At 75.4% G+C, this 22,294-nt stretch carries 20 protein-coding genes; 8 read left to right on the top strand and 12 right to left on the bottom strand.

Features of this window, described 5'->3' with window-relative positions; genetic code table 11:
* Positions 1 to 235: 235 nt before the first annotated feature.
* Complete coding sequence (locus tag ACIP4P_RS24740) at positions 236 to 1,057, bottom strand: lipase family protein (protein ID WP_400921800.1); 822 nt, start codon at positions 1,055 to 1,057, stop codon at positions 236 to 238.
* A 245-nt stretch (positions 1,058 to 1,302) separates the two neighbouring features.
* Between ACIP4P_RS24740 and ACIP4P_RS24735 the strand changes: the two genes are divergently transcribed.
* Entirely contained in the window at positions 1,303 to 1,833 is a 531-nt protein-coding gene (locus tag ACIP4P_RS24735) for a hypothetical protein (RefSeq protein ID WP_400921798.1), read from the top strand.
* A 171-nt stretch (positions 1,834 to 2,004) separates the two neighbouring features.
* A complete protein-coding gene (locus ACIP4P_RS24730; RefSeq protein WP_400921796.1) occupies positions 2,005 to 2,646 on the top strand; it encodes a TetR-like C-terminal domain-containing protein in 642 nt (213 codons plus the stop codon).
* A 49-nt stretch (positions 2,647 to 2,695) separates the two neighbouring features.
* Here ACIP4P_RS24730 and ACIP4P_RS24725 read toward each other — a convergent pair whose 3' ends face one another.
* The 3 genes from ACIP4P_RS24725 to ACIP4P_RS24715 all read right to left on the bottom strand — a co-directional run bounded on the left by ACIP4P_RS24725 (position 2,696) and on the right by ACIP4P_RS24715 (position 6,186).
* Positions 2,696 to 4,060 (bottom strand): FAD-dependent oxidoreductase, encoded by a 1,365-nt coding sequence (locus ACIP4P_RS24725; RefSeq protein ID WP_400921793.1) that lies wholly within the window; start codon positions 4,058 to 4,060, stop codon positions 2,696 to 2,698.
* 161 nt (positions 4,061 to 4,221) lie between these two features.
* Positions 4,222 to 5,055: a slipin family protein gene (locus ACIP4P_RS24720; protein ID WP_400921936.1), complete on the bottom strand. Its 834-nt coding sequence runs from the start codon at positions 5,053 to 5,055 to the stop codon at positions 4,222 to 4,224.
* Positions 5,056 to 5,325: 270 nt separating this feature from the next.
* Entirely contained in the window at positions 5,326 to 6,186 is an 861-nt protein-coding gene (locus ACIP4P_RS24715; RefSeq protein ID WP_400921791.1) for an NAD(P)H-binding protein, read from the bottom strand.
* A gap of 269 nt (positions 6,187 to 6,455) precedes the next feature.
* Here ACIP4P_RS24715 and ACIP4P_RS24710 point away from each other — a divergent pair, with 269 nt between their 5' ends.
* Positions 6,456 to 7,127: a pyridoxamine 5'-phosphate oxidase family protein gene (locus ACIP4P_RS24710; protein ID WP_400921789.1), complete on the top strand. Its 672-nt coding sequence runs from the start codon at positions 6,456 to 6,458 to the stop codon at positions 7,125 to 7,127.
* Here the strand turns inward: ACIP4P_RS24710 and ACIP4P_RS24705 are convergent.
* Positions 7,117 to 8,409 carry an MFS transporter gene (locus tag ACIP4P_RS24705; RefSeq protein WP_400921787.1) on the bottom strand — a complete coding sequence of 431 codons (1,293 nt, stop codon included), beginning with the start codon at positions 8,407 to 8,409 and terminating at the stop codon, positions 7,117 to 7,119. The genes ACIP4P_RS24710 and ACIP4P_RS24705 overlap by 11 nt on opposite strands.
* A gap of 56 nt (positions 8,410 to 8,465) precedes the next feature.
* Between ACIP4P_RS24705 and ACIP4P_RS24700 the strand changes: the two genes are divergently transcribed.
* The 5 genes from ACIP4P_RS24700 to ACIP4P_RS24680 all read left to right on the top strand — a co-directional run bounded on the left by ACIP4P_RS24700 (position 8,466) and on the right by ACIP4P_RS24680 (position 11,709).
* Positions 8,466 to 9,449 carry an ArsR/SmtB family transcription factor gene (locus tag ACIP4P_RS24700; protein WP_400921784.1) on the top strand — a complete coding sequence of 328 codons (984 nt, stop codon included), beginning with the start codon at positions 8,466 to 8,468 and terminating at the stop codon, positions 9,447 to 9,449.
* A 47-nt stretch (positions 9,450 to 9,496) separates the two neighbouring features.
* A complete protein-coding gene (locus ACIP4P_RS24695) occupies positions 9,497 to 10,138 on the top strand; it encodes an ATP-binding protein (RefSeq protein ID WP_400921782.1) in 642 nt (213 codons plus the stop codon).
* Positions 10,139 to 10,150: 12 nt separating this feature from the next.
* A complete protein-coding gene (locus ACIP4P_RS24690; RefSeq protein ID WP_400921779.1) occupies positions 10,151 to 11,023 on the top strand; it encodes a glycosyltransferase family 2 protein in 873 nt (290 codons plus the stop codon).
* A gap of 72 nt (positions 11,024 to 11,095) precedes the next feature.
* Positions 11,096 to 11,341 carry a plasmid mobilization protein gene (locus tag ACIP4P_RS24685; protein ID WP_350515135.1) on the top strand — a complete coding sequence of 82 codons (246 nt, stop codon included), beginning with the start codon at positions 11,096 to 11,098 and terminating at the stop codon, positions 11,339 to 11,341.
* A complete protein-coding gene (locus ACIP4P_RS24680; protein WP_350515136.1) occupies positions 11,338 to 11,709 on the top strand; it encodes a fic family toxin-antitoxin system, toxin component in 372 nt (123 codons plus the stop codon). Before ACIP4P_RS24685 ends, ACIP4P_RS24680 begins: the two co-directional genes overlap by 4 nt.
* A 30-nt stretch (positions 11,710 to 11,739) precedes the next feature.
* Here the strand turns inward: ACIP4P_RS24680 and ACIP4P_RS24675 are convergent, their stop codons facing one another.
* The 7 genes from ACIP4P_RS24675 to ACIP4P_RS24645 all read right to left on the bottom strand — a co-directional run bounded on the left by ACIP4P_RS24675 (position 11,740) and on the right by ACIP4P_RS24645 (position 22,194).
* Positions 11,740 to 12,996, bottom strand: a complete 1,257-nt coding sequence (locus tag ACIP4P_RS24675) for a glycosyl hydrolase family 18 protein (RefSeq protein ID WP_400921776.1) — start codon at positions 12,994 to 12,996, stop codon at positions 11,740 to 11,742.
* A gap of 74 nt (positions 12,997 to 13,070) precedes the next feature.
* Positions 13,071 to 13,745, bottom strand: a complete 675-nt coding sequence (locus tag ACIP4P_RS24670; protein WP_400921774.1) for a DJ-1/PfpI family protein — start codon at positions 13,743 to 13,745, stop codon at positions 13,071 to 13,073.
* A 56-nt stretch (positions 13,746 to 13,801) separates the two neighbouring features.
* The gene (locus tag ACIP4P_RS24665; RefSeq protein WP_400921773.1) at positions 13,802 to 14,770 is read right to left on the bottom strand and encodes a GlxA family transcriptional regulator; all 969 of its coding nucleotides are present in this window, start codon (positions 14,768 to 14,770) and stop codon (positions 13,802 to 13,804) included.
* A gap of 105 nt (positions 14,771 to 14,875) precedes the next feature.
* Positions 14,876 to 15,670, bottom strand: a complete 795-nt coding sequence (locus ACIP4P_RS24660) for a hypothetical protein (protein ID WP_400921771.1) — start codon at positions 15,668 to 15,670, stop codon at positions 14,876 to 14,878.
* Between the two features lie 54 nt (positions 15,671 to 15,724).
* A complete protein-coding gene (locus tag ACIP4P_RS24655) occupies positions 15,725 to 17,518 on the bottom strand; it encodes an ABC transporter ATP-binding protein (RefSeq protein WP_400921769.1) in 1,794 nt (597 codons plus the stop codon).
* A 144-nt stretch (positions 17,519 to 17,662) separates the two neighbouring features.
* Positions 17,663 to 18,991 (bottom strand): lanthionine synthetase C family protein, encoded by a 1,329-nt coding sequence (locus ACIP4P_RS24650; RefSeq protein ID WP_400921767.1) that lies wholly within the window; start codon positions 18,989 to 18,991, stop codon positions 17,663 to 17,665.
* A complete protein-coding gene (locus ACIP4P_RS24645) occupies positions 18,988 to 22,194 on the bottom strand; it encodes a lantibiotic dehydratase (protein WP_400921765.1) in 3,207 nt (1,068 codons plus the stop codon). The genes ACIP4P_RS24650 and ACIP4P_RS24645 overlap by 4 nt, the downstream gene beginning before the upstream one ends.
* Positions 22,195 to 22,294 lie beyond the last annotated feature (100 nt).

Below are 22,294 nucleotides of genomic sequence, written 5' to 3'. Positions count from 1 at the left end.
CTCGGATGGGGGTGGGCAGGAGCACCTCCGTTATCGTCCACGGGACGGGCGGGGCACCGGGGAATCGACGATTGTTCATCTGCCGTCCCCCGTACGGGTCTTCGCTCCGCCGAACACGGGCGACGGTCCCGAACAAAGGCTTCGCGCGGGGTCACCGCCCGGCGCTGCGGTCGGAGTGAGCGCCGGAGCCGGCGACCGGGCGGGGGCCCTGGCGCCAGCTCCGGGGGAGGGTGGCTCAGAGGTTCTTCTCCAGCGCCGCCAGGTAGTTGCGCATGAAGTGGTCGCGCACGCCTTCGCCGGTCGGTTCGAAGGCGGCGGAGGTGAGGCCCTTGGCGCGGTTGGCGATGCCCGCGAGCATGCCCCCGGCGCCCTGGTGGACGACGCCCGAGGAGTCGATGAAGTGCAGGGCCTCGGTGTGGGTGAAGGCCGGCTCCGGGGGCAGCTGGGGGACCACGTCGTTGTTGTTGACGAAGCGGTGGCTCCGGCCCTGGAACGCCGTGTTGTACGCGGCGGTGAGCAGCCGGTCGCAGGTGCGGGGCTGGCCGAAGGTGTACACGCCGTCGGCCGTCAGTCGGGGGTCCTCCAGGCTCAGCCGGGCGGCGGCGAGCATCGCGAGGGCGCCGCCGAGGCTGTGGCCGGTGAACCAGACGCTCTGCTCCTCGGTGCGCAGTTCGCCGAGGGCCTTGCGGACGTCGGGGAAGACGGACTCCAGGGCCTCGGCGAAGCCGTAGTGGACGTAGCCGGTGCCGGCCGGGCCGGGCCAGGGCGGGGTGCTGGAGTCGGTCAGCCAGTCCCGGATCTCCTTGGGCTCGGTGCCGCGGAAGGCGACCACGATCATCCGGTCGCTCGCCATGGTGTAGGCCTGGGTGTCCTGGAGCGGGAACGGCGGGGTGAACCTGGTCTCGTGGTGGCGCACGGTCTCGAAGCCCCAGTCCCGGGCCTGCCGGTCGACGGTGGCGTCGTCCTTGTACGCCAGGTCGGCGGCCCGGGCCAGGCAGTAGGCGTGGGCGAGGCTGTAGCCGGAGGCGCTGTGGTCGAAGGTGGTGGGCACGGCCATGGCGGGACCGCCTTTCGTCGGGTGGGCGTGATCCTCCGTTGGTAGCGGAGCCGCCCCCGGGCGCCGGGGCGGCAGCGCCCGGGAGTCACCCGAACAGCGTCGTGAAGGCCCCCGAATCCCCGGGCGTGCCGCCGTGTCGGCCGTTCGATGCACGGCGATTGCGGGTGCGGGCGGCGGGTGAGCCACTGGGTCGGGTCGGCGTTTCGCCGACGAACGGAACCGACGAGCAGAGGAAGACCTCCACCATGAAGCACACGACGACCCGCAGGGGCCTGGCCGCGCTGGCCGTGCTGATCGCCGCGGCGGGCACCCTCGCCCAGGGCGGCACGGCGCAGGCGGCGACCCGGGCGGCGGGCCAGTGCGGCGGGAACGTGGCCGACTACACCTACCCGGCGCGGCCGTTCCGGTTCGACGACCGGATCAGCAACTGGCTCGGCATCACGGCCGTCCAGTTCAACGACGACATGACGCTGACCGTCACCCCGTTGAACAACCCCGCCACCGTGTCCGGCGGTTGGGAGCTGCACGACCCGAACGGGCCGAACCAGGCGAAGATCGGCATCGTGACCTTCTACACCACGGTCTCACCGCCGGTGGAGGGCGACGGCGTGGCCAGCATCTACTGGTACACCGGCTTCCCGAACTGCAACCCGACCACCGCCAACTCGGCGAAGCAGCTGTTCCAGATCTACGGCGACGTCCAGATGCAGCCGGTCTACGAGGACAACAGCCGGGGCCCGCTGAGCAAGATCAACGGCTACCAGGCGGACCGCTGAGCCGACCTGTCGCGGCCTCCGGGGGCCGAACCGGAACGTCCCCGGAGGCCGGTCGCGCACGGTGCTTGGGAGGGAACGGGTTCGTTCACTAACATTGGGGGTAGGCCAGGTGAACGCAGACCAGGCGAAGCCGGCCCAGGCGAACAGGGAACCCCCGGAAGGTGTGCCGTCATGACCGCTGAAGCCCGCACTGTCGCGGGCGGCACCGCGCACCCGGCAGCGGACGCCGCCCCCATCCGTCGGCGCGGCGAGGCACTGGAGAGCGCCATCTACGGGGCGGCCCTCCAACAGCTCACCACCGACGGCTACGCCCGGCTGACCATGGAGGGCGTGGCCGCGGCTGCGCAGACCGGCAAGGCCGCCCTCTACCGGCGCTGGTCCTCCAAGGAGGAGCTGGTCATGGACGCGCTGCGGGCCAGCCTGCCGCCGTCCGTACCGGCCCCCGACACCGGCAGCCTGCGCGGGGACCTGCTGGAGGTGGTCACCCGGCTGCGCACCGCGATGTTCAGCGAACTGGGCGCCGCCGTCCGCGCGATCATGGGCGAGCTGGACCACCGGCGCGCCCACGCCTTCCTGGAACTGGTGCTGGAACGGGTGGTCGAGCCGACCACCGCGCTGATCGCCGAGGTGCTCGACCGGGGCACCGCCCGGGGCGAGGTGCGCCCCGGGACGGTCACCCCGATGGTCACCGACGTGGTGCCGGCACTGATGCTGTACCGGTTCAAGATGTGCGGCGGGGGGCCGGTGGAACTGGACCCGGCGGCGATCGTCGACGAGGTGCTGCTGCCGATCGTCCGCCCGGTCCGTTCCTGAGTCCTGAGTCCTGAGCCCTGAGTCTTGAACCCCGAGCCAAGGTGCCGGCTCAGGCCCCGCTGTTGCGGAGCATCTCCTCGCGCTCGACGACCTTGACGCGCTCGCGGTCCTCGGCCCGGCCGAGCTCGCGCTCGTGGGCGTCCAGCTGCTTCCAGCCGTCCCAGGTGGTGAAGCGGACGCCGCGGGCGCGCAGGTGCTCCTCGATCGCCGCCGGGTCGGGCTCGACCGCGCCGGGCAGCCGGCCGCCGGCGTGGTCGTCCAGCAGGCAGGCGACGGTCTCGTTGGCGTCGCCCTTGGTGTGGCCGATCAGGCCGACCGGGCCGCGCTTGATCCAGCCGGTGACGTAGACGGCGGGGACGTGCGAGCCGTCGCCGTCCAGGACCCGCCCGGCCTGGTGCGGGACGGTGCCGGAGACCGGGTCGAAGGGCAGCTTGGGCAGCTCGTCGGAGTAGTAGCCGACGGCGCGGTAGACCGACTGGACGTCCCAGTCGGTGTGCCGGCCGGTGCCGCGCACATTGCCGGTGCCGTCCAGCTCGGTGCGCTCGGTGCGCAGGCCGACGACCTTGCCGTCCTCGCCGAGCACCTCGACCGGGGACTCGAAGAAGTGCAGGTAGACCCGGTGGGGGCGGTCGCCGACGTCGCGGATCGCCCAGTTCTCGACGGTCGCGGCGACCAGGTCGACGTGCTTGACGGCGCGGCGCTCGGCGATCGAGCCCTCGTCGTACTCGATGTCCTCCGGGTTGACGATCACCTCGATGGTGGGCGAGTGGTCGAGCTCGCGCAGCTCCATCGGGCTGAACTTGGCCTGGGCCGGGCCGCGGCGGCCGAACACGTGGACCTCGACGGCGCGGTTGGCCTTCAGGCCCTCGTACACGTTCGGCGGGATCTCGGTGGGCAGCAGCTCGTCGGCGGTCTTGGCGAGGATCCGGGCGACGTCCAGGGCGACGTTGCCGACGCCGAGGACGGCGACCTTCTCGGCCTCCAGCGGCCAGCTGCGCGGGACGTCCGGGTGGCCGTCGTACCAGGAGACGAAGTCGGCCGCGCCGTAGGAGCCGTCCAGGTCGATGCCGGGCAGGTCGAGCGCGCGGTCGGCCATCGCGCCGGTGGAGAAGACCACGGCGTCGTAGTGGCGGTGCAGGTCGTCCAGGCCGAGGTCGGTCGGGTAGTCGACGTTGCCGAACAGGCGGACCTGCGGCTTGTCGAGGACCTGGTGCAGCGCGGTGACGATGCCCTTGATCCGCGGGTGGTCGGGCGCCACGCCGTAGCGGATCAGACCGAAGGGGGCGGGCATCCGCTCGAACAGGTCGATCGAGACGCCGGGCGCCTGCGCGGCATCGGACTTCAGCAGGGCGTCGGCGGCGTAGATGCCGGCGGGGCCGGCTCCGACGATGGCGACTCGGATCGGGCGGGTCATGCGGACGGATCCTCCGGTCGGGCGAGGCGAAAGGCGGATTGGTCTGGACCCTTGCAGCAAACCCGCTGTTCGGCCGGAGGTGTAGTCGGTTTTGATCTATGACGTCATAGAGCGGAGCTATGGCCGACCCGGGAACTTTTCCCGGGTCGGCGGCGTACCTGTCAGCTGTCCTCGGTCGGTGCGGCCGGTGTCTGCGACGGTACGACCGGTGTCTGCGGCGGGACGGCCGGTGTCTGCGGCGGGGCGGCCGGTGTCTGCGGCGGGGCGGCCGGGGCGGCCGGGACGTCGGTGAGCCGGGCCGCGGAGGCCTCGAAGAAGCGCAGCATCTCCACCGGGAACGGCAGCACCAGCGTCGAGTTCTTCTCCGCCGCGACCTCGACCACCGTCTGCAGCATGCGCAGCTGCAGCGCCGCCGGGGTCTCGGCCATCTTGCCCGCCGCCTCGGCGAGCTTGGCGGCGGCCTGGAACTCGCCGTCCGCGGTGATGATGCGGGCCCGGCGCTCCCGGTCGGCCTCGGCCTGACGGGCCATCGAGCGCTTCATCGAGTCGGGCAGGCTGACGTCCTTGATCTCTACCCGGTCGATGTGCACGCCCCACCCGGCTGCCGGGCTCTCCAGCATGACCTCCAGGCCCTGGTGCAGGTGCTCCCGGCCGGACAGCAGGTCGTCCAGCTCGCTCTTGCCGATGATCGAGCGCAGCGAGGTCTGGGCGACCTGCAGCATGGCGAAGCTGTAGTTCTGCACGTCCACGGTGGCCCGGATCGGCTCGACCACCCGGAAGTACAGCACCGCGTCGACGCTCACCGAGACGTTGTCCTTGGTGATGCCCTCCTGGGCGGGCACCGGCATGGTGACCACCTGCACGTTCACCTTGCGCATCCGGTCGACCACCGGCACCAGCAGCGTCAGGCCCGGCTCGCGGACCTGCCCGCGCACCTTGCCCAGCCGGAACACCACACCGCGCTCGTACTGCTGCACCACCCGCACGCCGGTCATCAGCCACAGCAGGACGACCACGACGGCGACCACGAGTACTGCCACGCTGTTCTACCTTCTCCCCGTCGCGGCGCGGCCGGGCCGGGTCCGGAGTGGCCCTGTCGCCGGGCGCTCGCCGCGCGCAGCACAGTATGCTCCCGGCCGGCGCGGACGGTAAGGCGTGTGCAGGGGGATCTTGACGCAGCGTTGACGAGCTGCTCCCCGGCGCGCGCCGGCCCCGGGTCGGCCGGGGCCGGGCCTGGCGGGGGCCGGGCACGGGCCCGGCGGGGTTCAGGCGCGGAACGCGTCCGCGTGCTCGGCGGCGAACTCGGCGAAGGAGCGCGGCGGACGACCGGTCAGCTTCTCCACGTCCGGGCTGACCGCCGAGGCGTGCCCGGCCGCGTAGAGCCCGTACAGCTCGACCATGCCCTCGGCCCGCCACGGGTTCCAGCCCAGGCCGAGCAGGCCGTCCAGGGCCGTCTCGGGGGTGAGCGCGGTGTACGCGACCGGGTGGCCCGCGGCGGCGGCCAGCTGCTCGGCCACCTCGCCGTGGGTGAGCGCCGCCGGACCGGTCAGGGTGTAGACCGCGCCCTCGTGCCCCGCGCCGGCCAGCACCTCGACGGCGGCCGCCGCGACGTCCCGGGCGTCCACGTACGACACCGCGCCCTCGCCGCCCGGCGCGGCCAGCTGTCCGGCCCTGACGGTCGCGGCGGAGCCGAGGAAGTTCTGGTGGAAGCCGTTCGGGGCGAGGACCGTCCAGGGCAGGCCGGAGGCCTTCAGGTGGTCCAGGCCCGCCACGTGCGCGCCGACGAAGCGCACGCCCTCCGGCCGGTGCTCGACGCCGGCGGCGGCGTGCAGCACGATCCGCGGGCGGCGGCCGGTGCGCACCGCCGCGTCGATCACGTTCTTCTCGTGCTGGGCCATCTCCGGGTGCACGGCGACCAGCAGGTACACGGTGTCGGCCCCGGCCAGTGCGGCGTCCAGCGAGGCCGGGTCGGCGAAGTCGGCGGCGACCCGCTCGACCGCCGCGTCCCACTCGGCCGGGCCCGCGGACCCGGCGCGCACCAACGCCCTTACCTCCCGGCCGCGTTCGCGCAGCCCGACGACGACCTTCGAGCCGACCGTACCGGTGGCACCCGTCACGACGATCACGGATGTGTCTCCTTGCTTCCCCGTTGTTCCCCGCTGTGCGACGCGGACTGATTCCACGTCAGGGGCATGATCGCAGGCGGGCGGTGGGCGATCAAGGTCGGGGCGGCCCGGTCGGCGGCGGGCGGCGGGCGGCGGGCGGGTGCGCCGACACGCACGGGGCCCTGCCGTTCCTCGACTTGGGGTGGGCCGGGCGCTTGGATGGATCCGGCCTGGTCACCGCCCGAACAGCCGCCGGGGCACCGCCCTCGGCGAGCCGAGGAGCCACCACCGTGAACGACACCACCGCATCCGATCCCACCGAGTCCGACCCCACCGCCGTGGCCCGCCGGGTCGCCGAACGGCGCGAGCGACTCGGGCTCACCGAGGCGGACCTCGCCCACCGGGCCGCGATGGCGCCGCGCTACCTGGGCCACCTGCTGCAGGCCGGGCCCGAGTTCGACCCCGGCGGCTTCGTCCGGATCGCCGCCGCCCTCGGGCTGAGCCGGCAGGAACTCCTGGAGGGCCGCGCGGACGCCCCGCCCGGGCGCGGCGGGCCCGGCCCCCGGCCCCGGCTGCTCGACCTGACCGACGCCGAGTGCTGGGAGCTGGTCGGCTCGCACGGGATCGGCCGGATCGGCCTGCCGGTGCGCCCCGGCCCCGCGGTCTACCCCGTCAACTACGTGGTCGACCACGCCTCCTTCGCCTACCGCACCGGCCACGGCACCGCCACCGCGCCCGAGCCGGGGGCCGAGGTCTCCTTCCAGGTCGACCGGATCGACGAGTACCTGGGGCGCGGCTGGAGCGTGCTCGCCCTCGGCACGGCGCAGTACCTGGACGACCCGGAGGAGGTGCGTCGGCTCGACGGCCTGCCCGGCGCGGCCCCGTGGGCGGGCGGCGACCGGCCGTGCTGGGTGCGGATCCGGTGCGCCGAGATCAGCGGCCGACGGCTGGTCACCGGCTGAGCGGGGTCGTCCCGGCCGCGCGCCGGGCCGCGTGTCGGGCCTCGCGTCGTGCCTGCCGCCCGGCCCGCCGTACGGCCGACAGGTGGCGGCCGAGCGCGACGGCGGCCAGCAGGGCGAGCAGTGCGCACACGCCCCACCACCCGGCCCGGCCCCAGACCCGGACACCGAGCCAGGAGCCCGCGCTGCCGCCCAGATAGCCGCAGGTCATGTAGGCGGTCTTGACCCGGCCCGGCGCGTCCGGGCGTACCGCGTACGCCCGGGCCTGGCCGGCCACCATCCCGCACTGCATCGCCACGTCCAGCAGCAGCGTGCCGAGCACCAGCGCCGCCAGCCCCAGCGGGCCGCCCCGGACGCCGAGCGCAAGCACCGGGGCCGAGCCGAGCACGCCCAGCAGGCAGACCAGGTTCACCGGGTCCGGCCCGTGCCGGTCCACCAGCCGGCCCGCGTACGGGGTGCAGAACACGGTGGCCGCCCCGACCAGGGCCAGCAGGCCCACCGCCGGGGCGCCCAGCCGGTACACCGGGCCGGTGAGCAGCAGCGCCAGACATGTCCAGACCGCGGAGAACCCGGCGAAGACGCAGGCCTGGTACAGGCTGGAGCGGCGCAGCTCGGGCTCGGTGCGCAGCAGCCGGAACGGTTCGGCGAGCAGCGCCCGGTACGGCTGGCGGGAGGTCGGGACGGTGGTCGGCACGGCGGTCCCGAGGACGACCGCGAGCAGCAGCGCCGCGGCGGCGGCGACCAGGTACGGGGCCCGCCAGCCGAGCCACTCGCCGAGCGTGCCGCCGAAGGTGCGGGCCAGCAGCATCCCGGCCGTCGAACCGCTCAACAGCACGCCGATCACCGCCCCTTGGCGCTCCGGCGGGGTCAGTCCGGCCGCCAGCGGGCCGACCACCTGGGCGGCGACGGTGGTCAGGCCGACCGCCGCGCCGGCGGCCGTCAGCGGGCCGAGCGCCGGGGCGCAGCCGGCGGCGAGCAGGGCGAGGCCGGTCAGCGACAGCAGCACGACCAGCAGCGGGCGGTTGGGCAGCCGGTCGCCGAGCGGCACCAGCAGCACGATGCCGGCGGTGTAGCCGAGCTGGGTGGCCGTCACCACGACGGCGGTCGCGTCCGGTGACACGTGCAGGCCGGCGGCGACCAACGGGCCGACGGCCTGCGGGAAGTAGAGGTTGCCGACTGCCACGGCGCAGGTGACGGCGAGGAGGGCCAGGAGCCGGCGGGGCATGGCGCGGGTCGTGGGGTGGGGCGTGGAGCCGGGGGTGGAGCCGGGCATGGAGCGGGTCATGGAAGGAAGTGCACGGCACCCGCCGGGCGGCGCCAATCGATGTAGCGTGGCACTTAATGATCAGCTTCGAACTCGACGTCGAGGACCTCGCCGACACCCGCTTCGCGCTCTCCCCGCTGCACGAGGCCGTCCTCAGCCTGCGGGTCCTCCAGGACCCGGGGCTCTCCGCCCTCCACCTGCCCTGGCGGCGCTGGGCGCGGCAGCGGCTCGACGGTTCGGACACCGAACTGCTGCTGGCCCTGGTCGCCCGCCGGCGCACCCTGCCCGATGTCCTCACCCCGACCCCGGAGCGCTTCGCGCCGGACTTCGCGGAGGAACTCGCCGTCGTGGCACGGGCCCCGGCGGCCGTGCTGCGGCACGATCTGCGGCTCGCCCACGCGCCCGACCCGGTGCCGGAGGCCCTGCGGGACGCCCTCGACGGGGACGACGCGGCCGTCCTCGCTCTGCGCGACGCCGTCTGCGCACTGCTGCGCCGCTACTGGACGGTGGCGATCGAGCCGCTCTGGCCCCGGATGCGGCTGGTGCTGGAGGCGGACATGACCTACCGGGCCCGCCAACTCGCCCTCGGCGGAGCCCGGTTGCTGTTCACCGGCATGCACCCCGACCTGCGCTGGGAGAACGGGGTGCTGCACGTGGACCGGATGATCGGCCACCACCGGGTCGCGCCCTCCGGTCAGGGCCTGATGCTCCTGCCGTCCGTCTTCGCCCACAAGCCCGCGCCCCCGGTCAGCCCGGACGAACCGCCGCGCCTGGTCTACCCCAGCCGCGGCGTGGCCACCCTCTGGGACACCCCGCCGGCCCCCGACCCGACCGCCCTCGCCACCCTGCTCGGCGCCCCGCGCGCCCGACTGCTCCTGCTGCTGGAGGAACCGCTGCCCACCGTCGAACTGGCCCGGAGGCTCCGCGTCACCCCGAGCGCCGTCTCGCAGCAGCTGCGGGTGCTGCACGCCACCGGCCTGGTGGCCCGGGCCCGGGACGGGCGGCAAGTGCTGTACCGGCGTAGCGGGTTGGGGGACCAGCTGGTGGCGGGCGGCGGCTGACCGACCGGACCCGTGCCCCGGGCCGGCTGCTCCGGCATACTCCTCGGATGGACGGATCGAGCAGGGCCGACTGGACCAACACCACCCACGACTGGGCCGCCGCCGTGGACGCCGAACACCTCGCCCGGATCCGCGCCGCCCCGGCGGAGTTCGCGCCGGGCGGCGTCGCCCACCTGGTGCTGGAGGTGCTCGCCTACCCCGCCGACGAGGCGGCCGCGCGCGGCGCCGGCCGGTGCACCGTCACCCTGCACGCCGACGGCTCGGTCTCCGTCCGGGACGACGGACGGGGCACCGACACCCGGGTCGACGAGCACGGCGAGGTGGTCAAGAAGCCCGTCATGGCGACCAAGGACCTGCGCTTCTTCGACCACCCCGGGGCCGAGTCGCTCCCGGACGGGCACCCGCGCCGGGGCATGTCCGTGGTCGCGGCGCTCAGCACCCGGCTGCTGCACACCAACCGCCGGGCCGACGGCGCCTGGACCCAGCGCTACGAGCACGGCCTCCCCACCACCGGACTCGACCCGATCGAGCCCGACGGCACCACCGGCACCTGCGTGACGTTCCGGCCGGACGACTCGTTGTTCGTACCGAGCCCGTTGGACCCGGACCGGCTGGCGCGGTGGGCGCGGCACTGGCCCGCGCTGGCGCTGGAGGTCCGGGTGGAGGAGGACGGGGAGAACGGCGGATAGGGCGGGTGCGGGATGGGCGTGACCCTCGGCGTGGTGGTGCTGACGATGGGCGACCGCCCCCGCGAGCTGCGCGCGCTGCTCGACTCGGTGGCCGCCCAGGAGGGCGAGGCCGCGACCGTGGTGGTGCTCGGTCAGGGCGTCCCGCTGCCCGAACTCCCCTCCTGGGTCCACGCGGTGGAGCTGCCCGAGAACCTCGGCATCCCCGGCGGCCGCAACCTCGGCGCCGAGAAGCTCCGTCGGCTCGGCGGCATCGACGTCCTGGTCAACCTGGACGACGACGGCCTGCTGCCGCGCACCGACACCTTCCGGCTGGTCCGGGAGGCCTTCGCCGAGGACCCGCGGCTGGGTGTGGTCGGCTTCCGGATCGCCGACGAGACCGGGCACACCCAGCGCCGGCACGTACCGCGCCCGGGCGCCGGAGACCCGCTGCGCTCCGGTGAGGTCACCGGCTTCCTGGGCGGCGGCCACGCCATCCGGGCGGAGGTGTTCGCCCGGGTCGGCGGGTTCTGCGCGCCGTTCTTCTACGCCCACGAGGAGACCGACTTCGCCTGGCGCGTGCTGGACGCCGGGTGGACCGTCCACTACCGCGCCGACCTGCTGCTCCAGCATCCGCGCACCGACCCCGCCCGGCACGAGACCTACTACCGCCGCACCGCCCGCAACCGGGTCTGGCTGGCCAAGCGCCACCTGCCCGCCGTGCTGGTGCCGCTGCACCTGGTCGCCTGGGCGCTCTACACGCTGAGCCGCCGTCCGCCGAGGGCGGGACTGCGGGCCTGGTGGGCCGGGTTCCTGGAGGGCATCCGCACCCCGTGCCCGCCCCGCCGCCCGCTGAGCTGGCGCACGGTGTGGCGGATGACCCGGCTGGGGCGGGCCCCGGTGTTCTGACGCCGCCCTGCCGGTCCGGGCTGTTCCGAGGCCGCCTTGTATCGCGCGGTACAGCTGGCTACGCTCGCCGCCATGAAGCAGCTCAACGTACGACTGGACGACGCCGTGCACGAGGCGCTGGAGCAGCGCGCGGAGGCCGCCGGGATGAGCCTGCCGGACTACGCGCGCAAGGTGCTGGCGGAGGAGGCGGACGAGCGGCGCGAGCGCTTCCTGACCGCCGCCGCCCACTTCGCCCACGCCTGGGGCCCGGCCTTCGAGGAGGAGTTCGGGCCCTACCCGCGCGGCAGCCGCGAGGACGCCACGGCGGACGCGGCGTGATCCTGCGGATCGACCGGGCCTGGCTGCTCGACATCGCCCACCAGTTCCTGCCCGGCGATCCCGATGTCACCGACTACGGCACCCTGACCGCCGCGGTGGCCCGGCACGCCGACGAGGTGATGGAGGTCCCCGTCTACGGCGCGGTGCACCAGCGCGCGGCCGCGCTGATGCACCAGTTGATCCGCGTCCCGGCGCTGGAGTCCGTCAACGAGCACTTCGCGGCGGTGGTCGCCGCCGCCTACCTCAGCGCCTCGGGCGTCATCGTCACCGCCGAACCCAAGCAGGCCGTCGAGCTGGCCGCCCGGATCCGCTCCGGCCAGGCCTCGGTACGCGACACCGCGGCCGGCATCCGGACCTGGTACCGCTGAGCCGGGCCCGGGCGGTCGGGCCCGGTCCGGCTACCGGCCGAGGGCGGCGGCGGAGAACCAGGGGTTGCCGCCGAGGACCCAGACCGACACCCGGGTGACGCCCGCCTCCCTGAGCACGGCCAGTTTGGCGTCCATGCCCGCCTGGTCGGTGTAGTCGTAGAGCGTTCCGCCGTTCGTCCAGCGGACCTCGCCGGAGCCGGCGTCCCGGCGGGCGGCCACCGTGGCCGGGTCCTCGCTGTAGCCCGGCCGCTCACGCAGGTCGGCGAGCGGCACGCTGTCCTTGATCCTGCCGGTGTCGCAGGGGTCGGGCGCGGAGAAGCCGTACGAGGCCAGGCCGATGACCAGCCGGTCGGGGTCCGGCACCTTGGCGCGGGCGAACGCCACGCCGGCCCGGACCCAGTCGTGCGGGGAGACGGCCAGGCAGCGGCCACCGGTGGTGTTGAACATCCGGCCGTAGTCCATCACGACCAACTGGTCCGCGCCGGCCTTCATCAGCGCGGTGTAGTCGAACGGCGAGTCGCCGTCGGCGACTTCGACCGGGCCGTCGATCTGGAGCCGCAGCCCGGCGGCGTGCAGGTCGCGGGCCAGCTCGGTGACGAAGGCCTGGTAGCCGCGCTCGTCGTCCGGGGACCAGTTCCAGAAGTCCTCGAAGTCGATGTCCACGCCGGTGAAGCCGATCCGCTTGGTGAACCCGGTCAGCTGCGAGACGGCGGCGGTCCGCCGGCCGGGGTCGCCGACCAGGGCGGCGACCGTGGCCCGGTCCATGGCCGAGACGGTGACGTACTGGGCGGCCGAATGCGCCTTGATGTCGGCTGCGTTGGCGTCGCTGAAGCCGTTGCAGGGCAGGTTCTCGGCGGTCTGCAGCACCAGTGCGCCGTCCTTGTCGACCTGCCAGTACTCCGCCTTCAGGACACCGTCGCGCAGTCGGCCGTCCCGGTACTCCGCCGGTGCCCGGCAGGTGGCCTCGCCGGTGGAGCCCGGGTACACCCAGGCCTCCAGGGCCGGGGTCGGCCCCTGACCGGCGGCGCGACTCGGCGTCGCGCCACCGGCGGCGGGGGTGCTCGGCGTCGCCGGAGCGGCCGCGGGGGTGCTCGGCGTCGCCGGAGCGGCCGCGGGGGAGCTCGGAGCCGCCGTGGTGGAGGCGGGGCTGCTCGGGCCCGACGGGCCGGCGGCCGAGGTGCCCCCGCCACCGGTGCAGGCGGCCGCCCCGAGGGCCAGGGCGGCGGCGACGGCCGCCCGGAGGACCGGGCCGGAGCCGTGCGGACGGAGGTGGCGACTGGCGGACATGACGGCCTTTCCCGGCTACCGACCTGCTGGGTTCCGCGGGCGCGTCCAGGTCGGGAGCAGCATGTCACATGCCGTCACCCCTGGTGGCGGTCGGTCCCGGCGGAGAGCAGCGGGCCGCCGGCGCGCTGGGGGCGGTTCGCCAGGTAGGCCTTCGCCGCCTCGGGGGCCTTGGCGTAGGAGCCCGCGTCGAAGGGCGGCTGGGGGTCGTACTCGATGGCGAGCTGGAAGGCCTCGGCGGCGGTCCGCCCGGCGATCAGTTCGGCCAGCCGCAGTGCCATGTCGATGCCCGAGGACACCCCGGCGGCGGTGACGATGCCGCCGGGCTGCTCCACGACGCGGCGCGCGGTGTAGCGGGCGCCGTAGGACTCCAGGCTGTCGACGGCGCTCCAGTGGGTGGTGGCCTCCAGCCCGTCGAGCAGCCCGGCGGCGGCGAGCAGCAGGGAGCCGGTGCAGACCGAGGTGGTCCAGGTGGTGGTGGCGTGGATGCGGCGGATCCAGTCGAGCAGCAGCTCGTCGGTCAGGCCGCGGCGGGCGCCCGGGCCGCCGGGGACCAGCAGGACGTCGGCCGTGGTGACCTCGTCGAACGAGGCGGTGGCGAGCAGGCCGAGCGAGGCCACGGTGTCCAGGACGGGGCCAGGAGCGGCGGCGGCGAAGACGACCTCGGCCTCCGGGAGCATCCGGAGGACCTCGTACGGGCCGACGGCGTCGAGGGCGGTGAAGCCGTCGAAGAGCGGGATGGCGATGCGCATGGCGGGGCCTTTCGATCAGAGGTGGACGGGCGGCGGGCGGGCGGTGGGGGCGGGTGTCAGGCGTGGGCGGAGAAGCGCCTGCGGTACTCGCCCGGGGTGACGCCGAGGCTGCGCTTGAAACTGCGGTGCAGGGTCTCGACGGTGCCGAAGCCGCAGGAGTGGGTCACGGCGTCGAGGGTGACCGCGGTGGTCTCCAGCAGCCGCCGGGCGGCCTCGATCCGGACGCTCTCGACGTACGCGGCGGGGGTGCGGCCGGTCTCCGCGCGGAAGACCCGAGTGAAGTTCCGCTCGCTCATCGCGGCGCGGGCCGCCAGGGCCGGGACGCCGAGGTCGCCCTCGGGGTGGTCGGCGACCCAGTCGAGGACGTCCCGCAGCGGGGCCCGGTCCGGCCGCTGGGCGGCCAGCTGGGCGCTGAACTGGGCCTGACCGCCCGGTCGTTGGACGAACATCACCAGTTGGCGGGCGATCGTGCGGGCGACCTCGGGGCCGTGGTCGGCCTCGGTCATGGCGAGCGCGAGGTCCAGACCGGCGGTGATCCCGGCCGAGGTCCACAGCTCGCCGTCCCGGACGAAGATCCGGTCGGGTTCGACGGTGACCCCCGGGTACTGCTCGGCCAGTTGGTCACAGCGCGACCAGTGGGTGACCGCGCGGCGCCCGTCGAGGAGTCCGGCGGCGCCGAGCAGGAAGGCGCCGCTGCACACCGAGGCGGTACGGCGGGCCCGCCCGGCGGTTCGGGCGAACCAGTCGACGAAGCGGCGGTCCTCGCAGGCCCGGTGGACGCCCCGGCCGCCGACGGCGATCAGGGTGTCCACCGGGCCGTCGACCTGGTCGACCTGGTCGATCGTCAGGGTCGGCGTGACGCCGAGACCGCTGCTGGCGGGCACCGGCCCGGGGGCGGCGGCCACGGTGTCGACGACGACCCCGCCGGTCAGCCGCCCGGCCTGGGTGAAGACCTCGTGGGGTCCGGTCAGGTCGAGGATCTGGAAGTCCGGGAAGACGGCGAAGACGATGCGCGGGCTGCTCACACCTCCAGCCTGCTCGGGCGGGCCGATGGCGGCAAGGACACGGAGGTGACGATTTCCGCCACGCCCTGGCGGTAGGCGGACCGGGCCGGACCAGGCCGGGGCGGGTCAGGGGCCCCAGGGCAGTCGGAGCGCCTCCAGCTCGGGGTCCGTCAGCAGTGCCTCGATCAGGGCCGGGGGACCGGCGACCTTGGTGCCCCACAGGTCGTAGTCGGTGCACAGGACCCAGGAGCGGTCCTCGGCCCAGAGGTTGGACGGGCTGAAATCGGCGTCCGTGTTGTCGTAGAGGGCCTCGGCGTCGCGGAGGTGCCCTGCGCGGACGTGCAGGTTCTCGAAGTCCGCACCGCGGAGCATCAGCGGGTTGTAGTAGGCGAGGCAGCGGGTGTCCGGGCCGTCCGGGCTGTACGCGGTGAGGACGCGGACCAGTCGGTTCCAGGTCTCCCGGTCGAGGCTGCCCTCGGTGGGCGGGTCGAGGTGGAGCGGCCAGCTGCCGTCCTTGCGGGCGGACGGGAAGCAGTGGCGGGCGGGCGGCCTGCCCTCGGGGACGACCGGGTCGCCGGTGCGGCGGGCGAGTTCGGCCCAGCGCAGCCGCCGCCAGCCGGGGCCGGGGTGCTCGGCGCGACCGAGACCGCCGCCGGTGGCGATGCCGACCTCCAGGTCGAGGCCGGCCACGGAGAGCGGCTCGATGCGTCCCGCCGCCAGGAGGGCCTGGCGGTGCTCGTGGTACGAGATGTCGACCGGTCCGCGTTCGTGCTCGTACATGGCGTTGAGCACCCAGGCGGCGTCGGGCAGCGGGGGCGTCAGGAAGCCGGTGACGCCGTCGTCGGCGCACAGCTCCCGGAGCCAGTCGGCGGCGCCGGACGGCGCGAGCGGCCAGCGGTCCGACAGGGGGTTCTCGGGCATCCGGTCATCCTCCCAGACGGCGGGGGCCGGGCCGCCGGTGGGGACGCGGGCGGGTCAGACGGCGAGGAGCTGGGTGCGGGCGAGGGCGGCGTACAGGTCGTCCCGGGCGAGCAGCTCGGTGTGGGTGCCGACGGCCCGGATCCGCCCGGCGTCGAGGACGACGATCCGCTCCGCGTCGGCGGCGGTGGCCAGCCGGTGGGCGATCACCAGGACGGTGGTGGAGCGGGCGACCTGGGCGACCGCCTCGCGCAGCGCCTGCTCGTTGGCGGCGTCCAGCTGGGAGCTGGGCTCGTCGAGCAGCAGCAGGCGCGGGCGGCGCAGCAGGGCGCGGGCGATCGCGACCCGCTGGCGCTGGCCGCCGGAGAGGGCGCGGCCGCGTTCGCCGAGGGGGGTGTCCAGACCGGCGGGCAGCGTGGCGGTGAGGCCATCGAGCCGGGTCAGGGTCAGAACGCGGCGCAGCTCGGCCTCCGGGACGTCGCCGGGCGCTCCGAGGCAGAGGTTCTCCCGGAGGGTGCCGGCCAGCACCGGGGTGTCCTGTTCGACGTAGCCGATGGCGGCGCGCAGTTCGGTGAGCGGCCAGTCGCGCAGCTCACGGCCGTCCAGGGTGACGGCGCCGGAGGTGGGCTCGTAGAAGCGTTCCAGCAGGGCGAACAGGGTGCTCTTACCGGCGCCGGACGGGCCCACCAGGGCGGTCAGGCCGCCGGCCGGCAGGTCGAGGGTGAGGTCGCGGAGCACGGGGTGGTCGCGGTCGGGGTAGCGGAAGGTCACGTCCTGGAAGGCGAGCCGGGCGGGGGTGCGGGGTGGGGTGCGCGGGGGCCTGGGGGCGGCGGTGCTCAACGGCTCGGAGGTCAGCGGCTCGGGGGCCAGGGGGGTGGGGGTCAGCGGCTCGACGGGCAGTCGTTCGACCTCGGCGATCCGCTCGACGGCTGCCAGTCCGCGCTGCAACAGGCCGGTACCGGCGACGAGTTGGGAGAGCAGCGGGCCGAGGTAGACCAGGTAGAGCAGGAAGCTGATCAGGCTGGTGACGCCGAGCCGGCCGTCGGCCACCCGGGCGGCCCCCAGGCCGAGGACCGCCAGGAAGGCGAGCTGGACGGCCAGTGCCGAGAGCGCCTCGGCGACGGTCTCCCAGGCGGCCGCCCGGCTGCCGCTCGCCCAGGCGCGTTCGGCGGCGCCGGCGGCCTCGGCGGTGAGCTGGGGCTCCAGCCCGTTCGCCTTGACGGTGCGGAAGGCGCCCAGCGACCGGTCCAGCAGTGCGCCCAGCTCGCCCAGCACGGTCTGCGCCTGCTTGGCCGCGCGCATCACCCGGGGGAACAGCCCGCCGGACAGCACGGTGACCAGCAGCAGCACCGCGACGGTCACCCCGCACAGCACCGGGTCGAGCAGCAGCATGGCGACCAGGGCACCGAGCGTGAGCAGCAGTGAGGTGGCCGAGCCGACCAGCGCCTGGGCGGTGGCGGCGCGCAGCAGGGTGGTGTCGGAGGTGACCCGGGAGATCAGGTCGCCCGGGCGCAGCCGGTCGAACTCGGGGACGGGCAGCCGCAGCAGCCGGGCGGCCAGGGTGCCGCGCGAGCGGCGGACCACGGTCTCGGCGATCAGCTGGAGCTGGTAGGAGCCGAGTGCGTTGAGCGCCACCCCGGCCAGCATGATCCCGGCGAGCAGCAGGGCGGGGGCGGCGGTCGGCCGGTGGGTGGTGAGCGAGTCCAGGACGCCCCGGGCGGCGGCGGGCTGCACCAGACCGACCAGGCCGCCGAGCAGGCTGAGGGTGCCGGCCACCGCCAACCGTCCGCGCTGCGGCCGGAGTTGGCGGGCGAGCAGGCGCCAGGCGGGGGGTGTGGCGGCGGGGGGCATCGGTGGGCCTTTCGGATCGGGCGGGGGAGCGTTCGGTGGGTTGATTCGGGCCTCGGGTGGGGTGATCGGGGCTCAGGTGGGGGTGGTCGGGCGGAGCGCCGGGTGGGTTCCTCCGGTCTCGGGTGGGCGCGGGCGGGGGTGTGCTCAGGCGAGCAGCAGGGCCCGGTCCCAGGTGGTGGCGGGGGCGCGTTCGGTGGCGAAGGTGTGCAGGGCGAGGGCGGCTCCGGCGGCGCCGGTGAGGAAGCCGGCCGGGTCGTCCGTCCAGCCGTTCCTGGTCCGGGGCTCGGTGAAGCCGAACGGGGCGTCGGGGTCGAAGAGTTGGAGCAGGTGGGCGGCGAGCCCGGGGAGGCGCTCAGCCGTCCGGGGGTCGGCGCCGTCCTGGGCGATGCGCCAGGCGCACTGGAGCAGGCCGCCCCAGCCGTGGCAGAGCCCGGCGTCGGTGGGGCCGGCCCGGAGGTGGTCGCGGTCGAGGGCGGCGAGCAGCGCGTCCTCGGCGGTGCGGCGCCAGGTCGGGACGTCGAGGGCCAGCCCGGCCAGCTGGAGGGCGCGGGCGATGCCGGGGGAGCCGTAGCACCAGGACGGTCGCCCGGGTGCCTCCTGGCCGGGCGCGTCCTGCTCGGGCACGTCGGCGTCGGGCGCGTCGGCGTCGCGCGTCAGCTCCACGGCAGTGGGCCACCAGGGTCCGGTCCGGTCCGTCCGGGCCGCGTCGAGCAGCCACTCGGCCAGCCGGGTGATGGCCTCGGCCTGCCCGGGCACCCGCAGCCCCTGCCGCCAGGCCAGCGCGAGCACGGCGAGCGGGCCCGGGGCGCCGTGCGCCAGGCCGAGGTTGGCGTGGCCGAGCTCCGGTGCGACGGCGCGGTAGCTGTGCACGTCCTGGGCCACCCACCAGCCGGGCAGACCGGCCAGCGGCTCGGTGAGCGCGACCAGGCCGCTCAGCACCTCCTCCGTCGCCGGTCGGTCCTGGTCGAGCAGGACGGCGCCGAGCCCGGCCAGACCGGAGATCAGGTCGTAGGACTCCAGCGCGGTGTGGCCCGCGCCGTCCGCGATCCGTCGGCGCTCCCGGCCCGCCAGCCGCTCGGCCAGGTCGGCGGTCCCGGTACGCAGGTGGTCGCGGGCAGCGCGGTAGTCCTGCGGACCGGCGGCCGCCCTGGGCAGGACGAAGCAGAGCGCGGGCACGGCGTCGTACAGCCCGGTGCCGGGCGCGGCGGTGCGGGCCGCGCGGGCCGCGAGGCCGAGCCAGGTGTGCGCGGTGGTGCGGAAGGTGGAGTCGTGGTGGGCGAGTTCGGCGTACAGCAGGGCGATGCCGGGGGCGCCGCCGGCCAGGCCGGCCGGGTCCCAGGGGCGGCCGGCGGCGGTCAGTGCGGCGGCCACCCGCTCGGGGTCGGCGAGCCGCTCGGCGGCGACGGCGACGGCCGCGGCGGCGCGTTCGCGCAGCGGGGTGATGGTGGCGGTGTGATCGGTGGTCGGGCTCATGCGACGGCTCCGGCGGTGTCGGCCGCTGCGACGGTGTCGAGGGCTTCGAGGGTGTCGGGTGCTCCGGGGACGGCCCGGGATTCCGCACCGAGTGCGGCCGCCCGGCCCAGGTGGGCCCGCACCGTGCGCCGGGCCAGCGCGAGCGAGCGCTCCTCGCCGGTGCGGTCCACGCCGACCAGCCGGTTGTGGTGCATGTGCAGCAGTGCGCCGAGCGCGGTGTCGGTGCTGCTCCACCGCTCGTCCAGTCGCGCGCGGTAGGCGGCCAGCGCGGCGGCCCGCTCGTCCCAGGAGGCGAGCAACTCGCTGCCGCCGGGGAGCCGGCCGAGGGCGCTCCAGTGGCCGTCGGGGTCGATCAGCGCGCGGGCCTGTTCCCGTACGGCCGGGGGCAGGTGGTGCCGCTCGGTGGCGCGGTACCGGCGGGTCAGCAGGCCGAGGTCGCCGAAGTGGTGCGCCAGGTCGACGTAGTTGGCCGCGAGCAGGGTCAACGGGTCGAGGCCCAGGCGGCGTTCGTGCAGCAGCCGGAGCTGCGCGAGGCAGGAGCGGCTGTCGGCCGCGAACACCTGCTCGGCCGCCGCCATCGCCGCCGGGCCGCCGTAGCGCTCCAACTCGGGCTCGTAGCCGTCCAGGACGAGGCGGTCGGCGAGGCCGGCGGCGGCCAGTCGGTCGGCCCAGGCGCCGAGGGCGGGCAGCAGTTCGGTGCGAAGCGCGGTCGGGTCGCCGTGGAAGCGCAGGCGCAGGTGCGGCTGCGGGTCCAGGTAGCGGAGGTAGAACCAGCGGTCGACCGCTGTCGGCAACTGCTCCAGCAGAGTGGGCAGTTGCCGGTTCAGCAGCTCGTCCTGCCGGGCGGTGGCGCAGTACAGCTTGGCGTACAGCCAGGGCGAGGATCCGGGGCCGTAGACCGTGCGCCGGCGGGGCGGTGCCACGGCCGGGGTTCGTGCCGTGCCGGGGGAGCGGCGGAGGAGCGTGAAGGCCAGCTCGTTGCTGCGGCCGCCCGCGCCGAGCCAGTCGGACGGCTGCTCCGGCACCTCCTGGAGGTGGCCGTCGGCGGAACCGGTCCACGCGTGGTGCAGCAGCTCGCGGTGGCGCTCGTCCCCGAGGTCGAGGGTGATTCGCTGGTCGTCGCTGACGCTCTGCACCACGCGCGGCACCCGCCAGCGCCGCCGCCACTCCTCCAGGCGCGCCGACCACTGCGGGTACGGCAGGGCGGGGTCGCGCAGCTCCGGCTCCTCGGGGCGCCAACGGGCTGGGCTGAGCACGGTGCGCCCGGAGCGGACCCGGGGCAGGAAGGGCAGCCGCTCGGCGGCGCCCCAGCGCCAGCGCGGCCAGGCCGGTCCGCCGCTGCGGGACAGCTCGTCCAGCAGCCGGGCGGCGTTGGGCGCGTGCACATCGGTGGCCAGCATGTGCGGCACGGTCGGCACCACCTCGCGGCCCAGCCGGCGGGAGACCACGGCGAGCCGGTCGTGGTCGGCGACCACCGCGAGGTCGGCCGGCCCGAGCACGCCCGGGTCGGTGCGGTCGGCGAACTGGGCGAGCGTCACGGTGTACGGCAGCACCTGCGGCGCCCGGGCCACATTGGCGCTGTGGGCGCGGGGCGTCCGGAAGAGCAGCTGGGCCCGGACGGCCTCCGGGTTGTCGGTGGGCAGGGTGCGCACGGCCTCGGTCAGCGGTCGGCCGGCCTCGCCCAGCAGCGGCGCGAAACGGCCCGCCATCGCCCCGGCGGTGACGCCGGTACCGCTCACCACCAGGGTGAAGTCGCCGTCCGCGAGCGCCTCGGGGGAGGCGGCCCGCAGCTCGACCAGCAGGTCCAGCGAGGGCGGCGCGGTGCCGCCGGGGCTGTCGGCCGCGGTCCCGGCCGTGGCATCGCCCGCGGTGCCGCCGAGCCGGGCCAGCAGCGCCTCGTCGAGCACCAGCTCGCGCTCGCCGCTCACGGCCGCCCGCTGGGCGAGGGCCAGCAGCAGTTCGTCGCGCGGGTCGTCAGGCTCGCCGGGCCGCAGCGCCCGGGTGCTGCGCGGCAGCAGGTAGCCCGCCGGGGCGCCCAGGCCGCGCTCGGGGTCGAGCAGGTCGAGCAGCGGCACGGCACGGCCCAGCCCGTACCGCTCCAGGAAGTCCTCGTGGTACTGCCGTAGGTGTGCCGGCCCCGGTCGTCCCGCCGAGACCGTCCACAGCGCGTGGGCGGCCCGCTCGACCTCCCGGCGGACGGCCGGCGGCAGCCGCACCTCGACGTCGAGGCCGAGGTCGACCTGCACCAGCCGTTCGGTGGGGTGCAAGCGGCGCATCCGTTCCGTCAGGGTTCGCCACGCGGGCAGGCCGGCGCCCGGCTCGGTGCGCTGGTACGCCGCCAAGTCGTCCCGGACGGCGCGCAGTTCGGCCGCGACGGGGAGGCCGGACAGCCGCTCCAGCAGGTGCCCGATCGGGTCCGGCTCCGCGGCCGGCGGCAGCAGGTCGGTCAGCAGGATCTGGGTGCGCACCAGCTCGCCGAGCAGCCAGTCCACCGCCGCGCCCTCCACCTGCGGGTGCGCGGCCAGTACGGCCCGGTGCAGCTCGGCCCACGACAGCGGCCCGGCGGCGCGCTCCAGCACGGTGCGGATCGCCGCGGTGTGGCGGATCGACAGCTCCCGTCCGGCGGTGCGCTGCTCCGTGCCCGGCACCGGCAGGTACGGCAGCACCAGTCGGTCGTCGCGCACCCGGCAGAGGTCGTTGGCGGTCACCCGCAGCCCGCGCAGCACCGGGAGCTCGCGTTCCAGCGCCGCGACCAGCCCGGTCAGCCACTCCTGGTCGGGGCGGGCCGCCTTGCGCGGGCGCCCGCCCCAGCGCACCGCGGGGCGGTCGGCGAAGCGGGCGACGGCCACCCCGGCCATCAGGCCGAACGGGGTGGCCCGGTCGGACATCCGGAGTCGGTAGCGGGTGACCGCGCGGGCCGCCTTGCGCAGCTGCTTGGGCTTCACCGGCAGCCCGGCCTCGACCTGGTCGAGCACCCGGCTGAGCGAGGGGCTGGACACGGCGACGGCCTCGCGCAGCAGCTCGTCGCCGAGTGCGGCGCGCAGCTGGTCGAGGTCGGTGTCCCGGGAGGTGGGGGCGGTGCTCTGCGGGGAGGGGGACTCAGTGGTCCGCGGGGCGGGGCGCTCGGGGAGGGAGCGGGCCGGCCGGACGGCGGCCCGCAGCAAGGCGACCTCGCCGCAGGCGAAGGTCGGCGTGTCCGGCATGGCTGGCTCTCCTACGAAGGGGGCGGGCAGGACGCGGTAACGGCCCGGGACGGAAAAGCCCGGTGCGGCGGCCGGGGGAATGTGGCCGCCGCACCGGGAG

The organism is Kitasatospora sp. NPDC089509 (assembly GCF_044749365.1).
GTDB lineage: Bacteria > Actinomycetota > Actinomycetes > Streptomycetales > Streptomycetaceae > Kitasatospora.
The sequence above is the reverse complement of the archived record's forward strand: the minus strand, read 5'-3'. Positions and strand labels throughout refer to the sequence as shown.

Coding starts and splice junctions, on each gene's coding strand:
- ACIP4P_RS24740 (WP_400921800.1), bottom strand. CDS start 1,057: ATGGCCGTGCCCACCACCTTCGACCACAGCGCCTCCGGCTACAGCCTC.
- ACIP4P_RS24735 (WP_400921798.1), top strand. CDS start 1,303: ATGAAGCACACGACGACCCGCAGGGGCCTGGCCGCGCTGGCCGTGCTG.
- ACIP4P_RS24730 (WP_400921796.1), top strand. CDS start 2,005: ATGACCGCTGAAGCCCGCACTGTCGCGGGCGGCACCGCGCACCCGGCA.
- ACIP4P_RS24725 (WP_400921793.1), bottom strand. CDS start 4,060: ATGACCCGCCCGATCCGAGTCGCCATCGTCGGAGCCGGCCCCGCCGGC.
- ACIP4P_RS24720 (WP_400921936.1), bottom strand. CDS start 5,055: ATGACCGGCGTGCGGGTGGTGCAGCAGTACGAGCGCGGTGTGGTGTTC.
- ACIP4P_RS24705 (WP_400921787.1), bottom strand. CDS start 8,409: ATGACCCGCTCCATGCCCGGCTCCACCCCCGGCTCCACGCCCCACCCC.
- ACIP4P_RS24700 (WP_400921784.1), top strand. CDS start 8,466: ATGATCAGCTTCGAACTCGACGTCGAGGACCTCGCCGACACCCGCTTC.
- ACIP4P_RS24695 (WP_400921782.1), top strand. CDS start 9,497: ATGGACGGATCGAGCAGGGCCGACTGGACCAACACCACCCACGACTGG.
- ACIP4P_RS24690 (WP_400921779.1), top strand. CDS start 10,151: ATGGGCGTGACCCTCGGCGTGGTGGTGCTGACGATGGGCGACCGCCCC.
- ACIP4P_RS24685 (WP_350515135.1), top strand. CDS start 11,096: ATGAAGCAGCTCAACGTACGACTGGACGACGCCGTGCACGAGGCGCTG.
- ACIP4P_RS24675 (WP_400921776.1), bottom strand. CDS start 12,996: ATGTCCGCCAGTCGCCACCTCCGTCCGCACGGCTCCGGCCCGGTCCTC.
- ACIP4P_RS24670 (WP_400921774.1), bottom strand. CDS start 13,745: ATGCGCATCGCCATCCCGCTCTTCGACGGCTTCACCGCCCTCGACGCC.
- ACIP4P_RS24660 (WP_400921771.1), bottom strand. CDS start 15,670: ATGCCCGAGAACCCCCTGTCGGACCGCTGGCCGCTCGCGCCGTCCGGC.
- ACIP4P_RS24655 (WP_400921769.1), bottom strand. CDS start 17,518: ATGCCCCCCGCCGCCACACCCCCCGCCTGGCGCCTGCTCGCCCGCCAA.
- ACIP4P_RS24650 (WP_400921767.1), bottom strand. CDS start 18,991: ATGAGCCCGACCACCGATCACACCGCCACCATCACCCCGCTGCGCGAA.
- ACIP4P_RS24645 (WP_400921765.1), bottom strand. CDS start 22,194: ATGCCGGACACGCCGACCTTCGCCTGCGGCGAGGTCGCCTTGCTGCGG.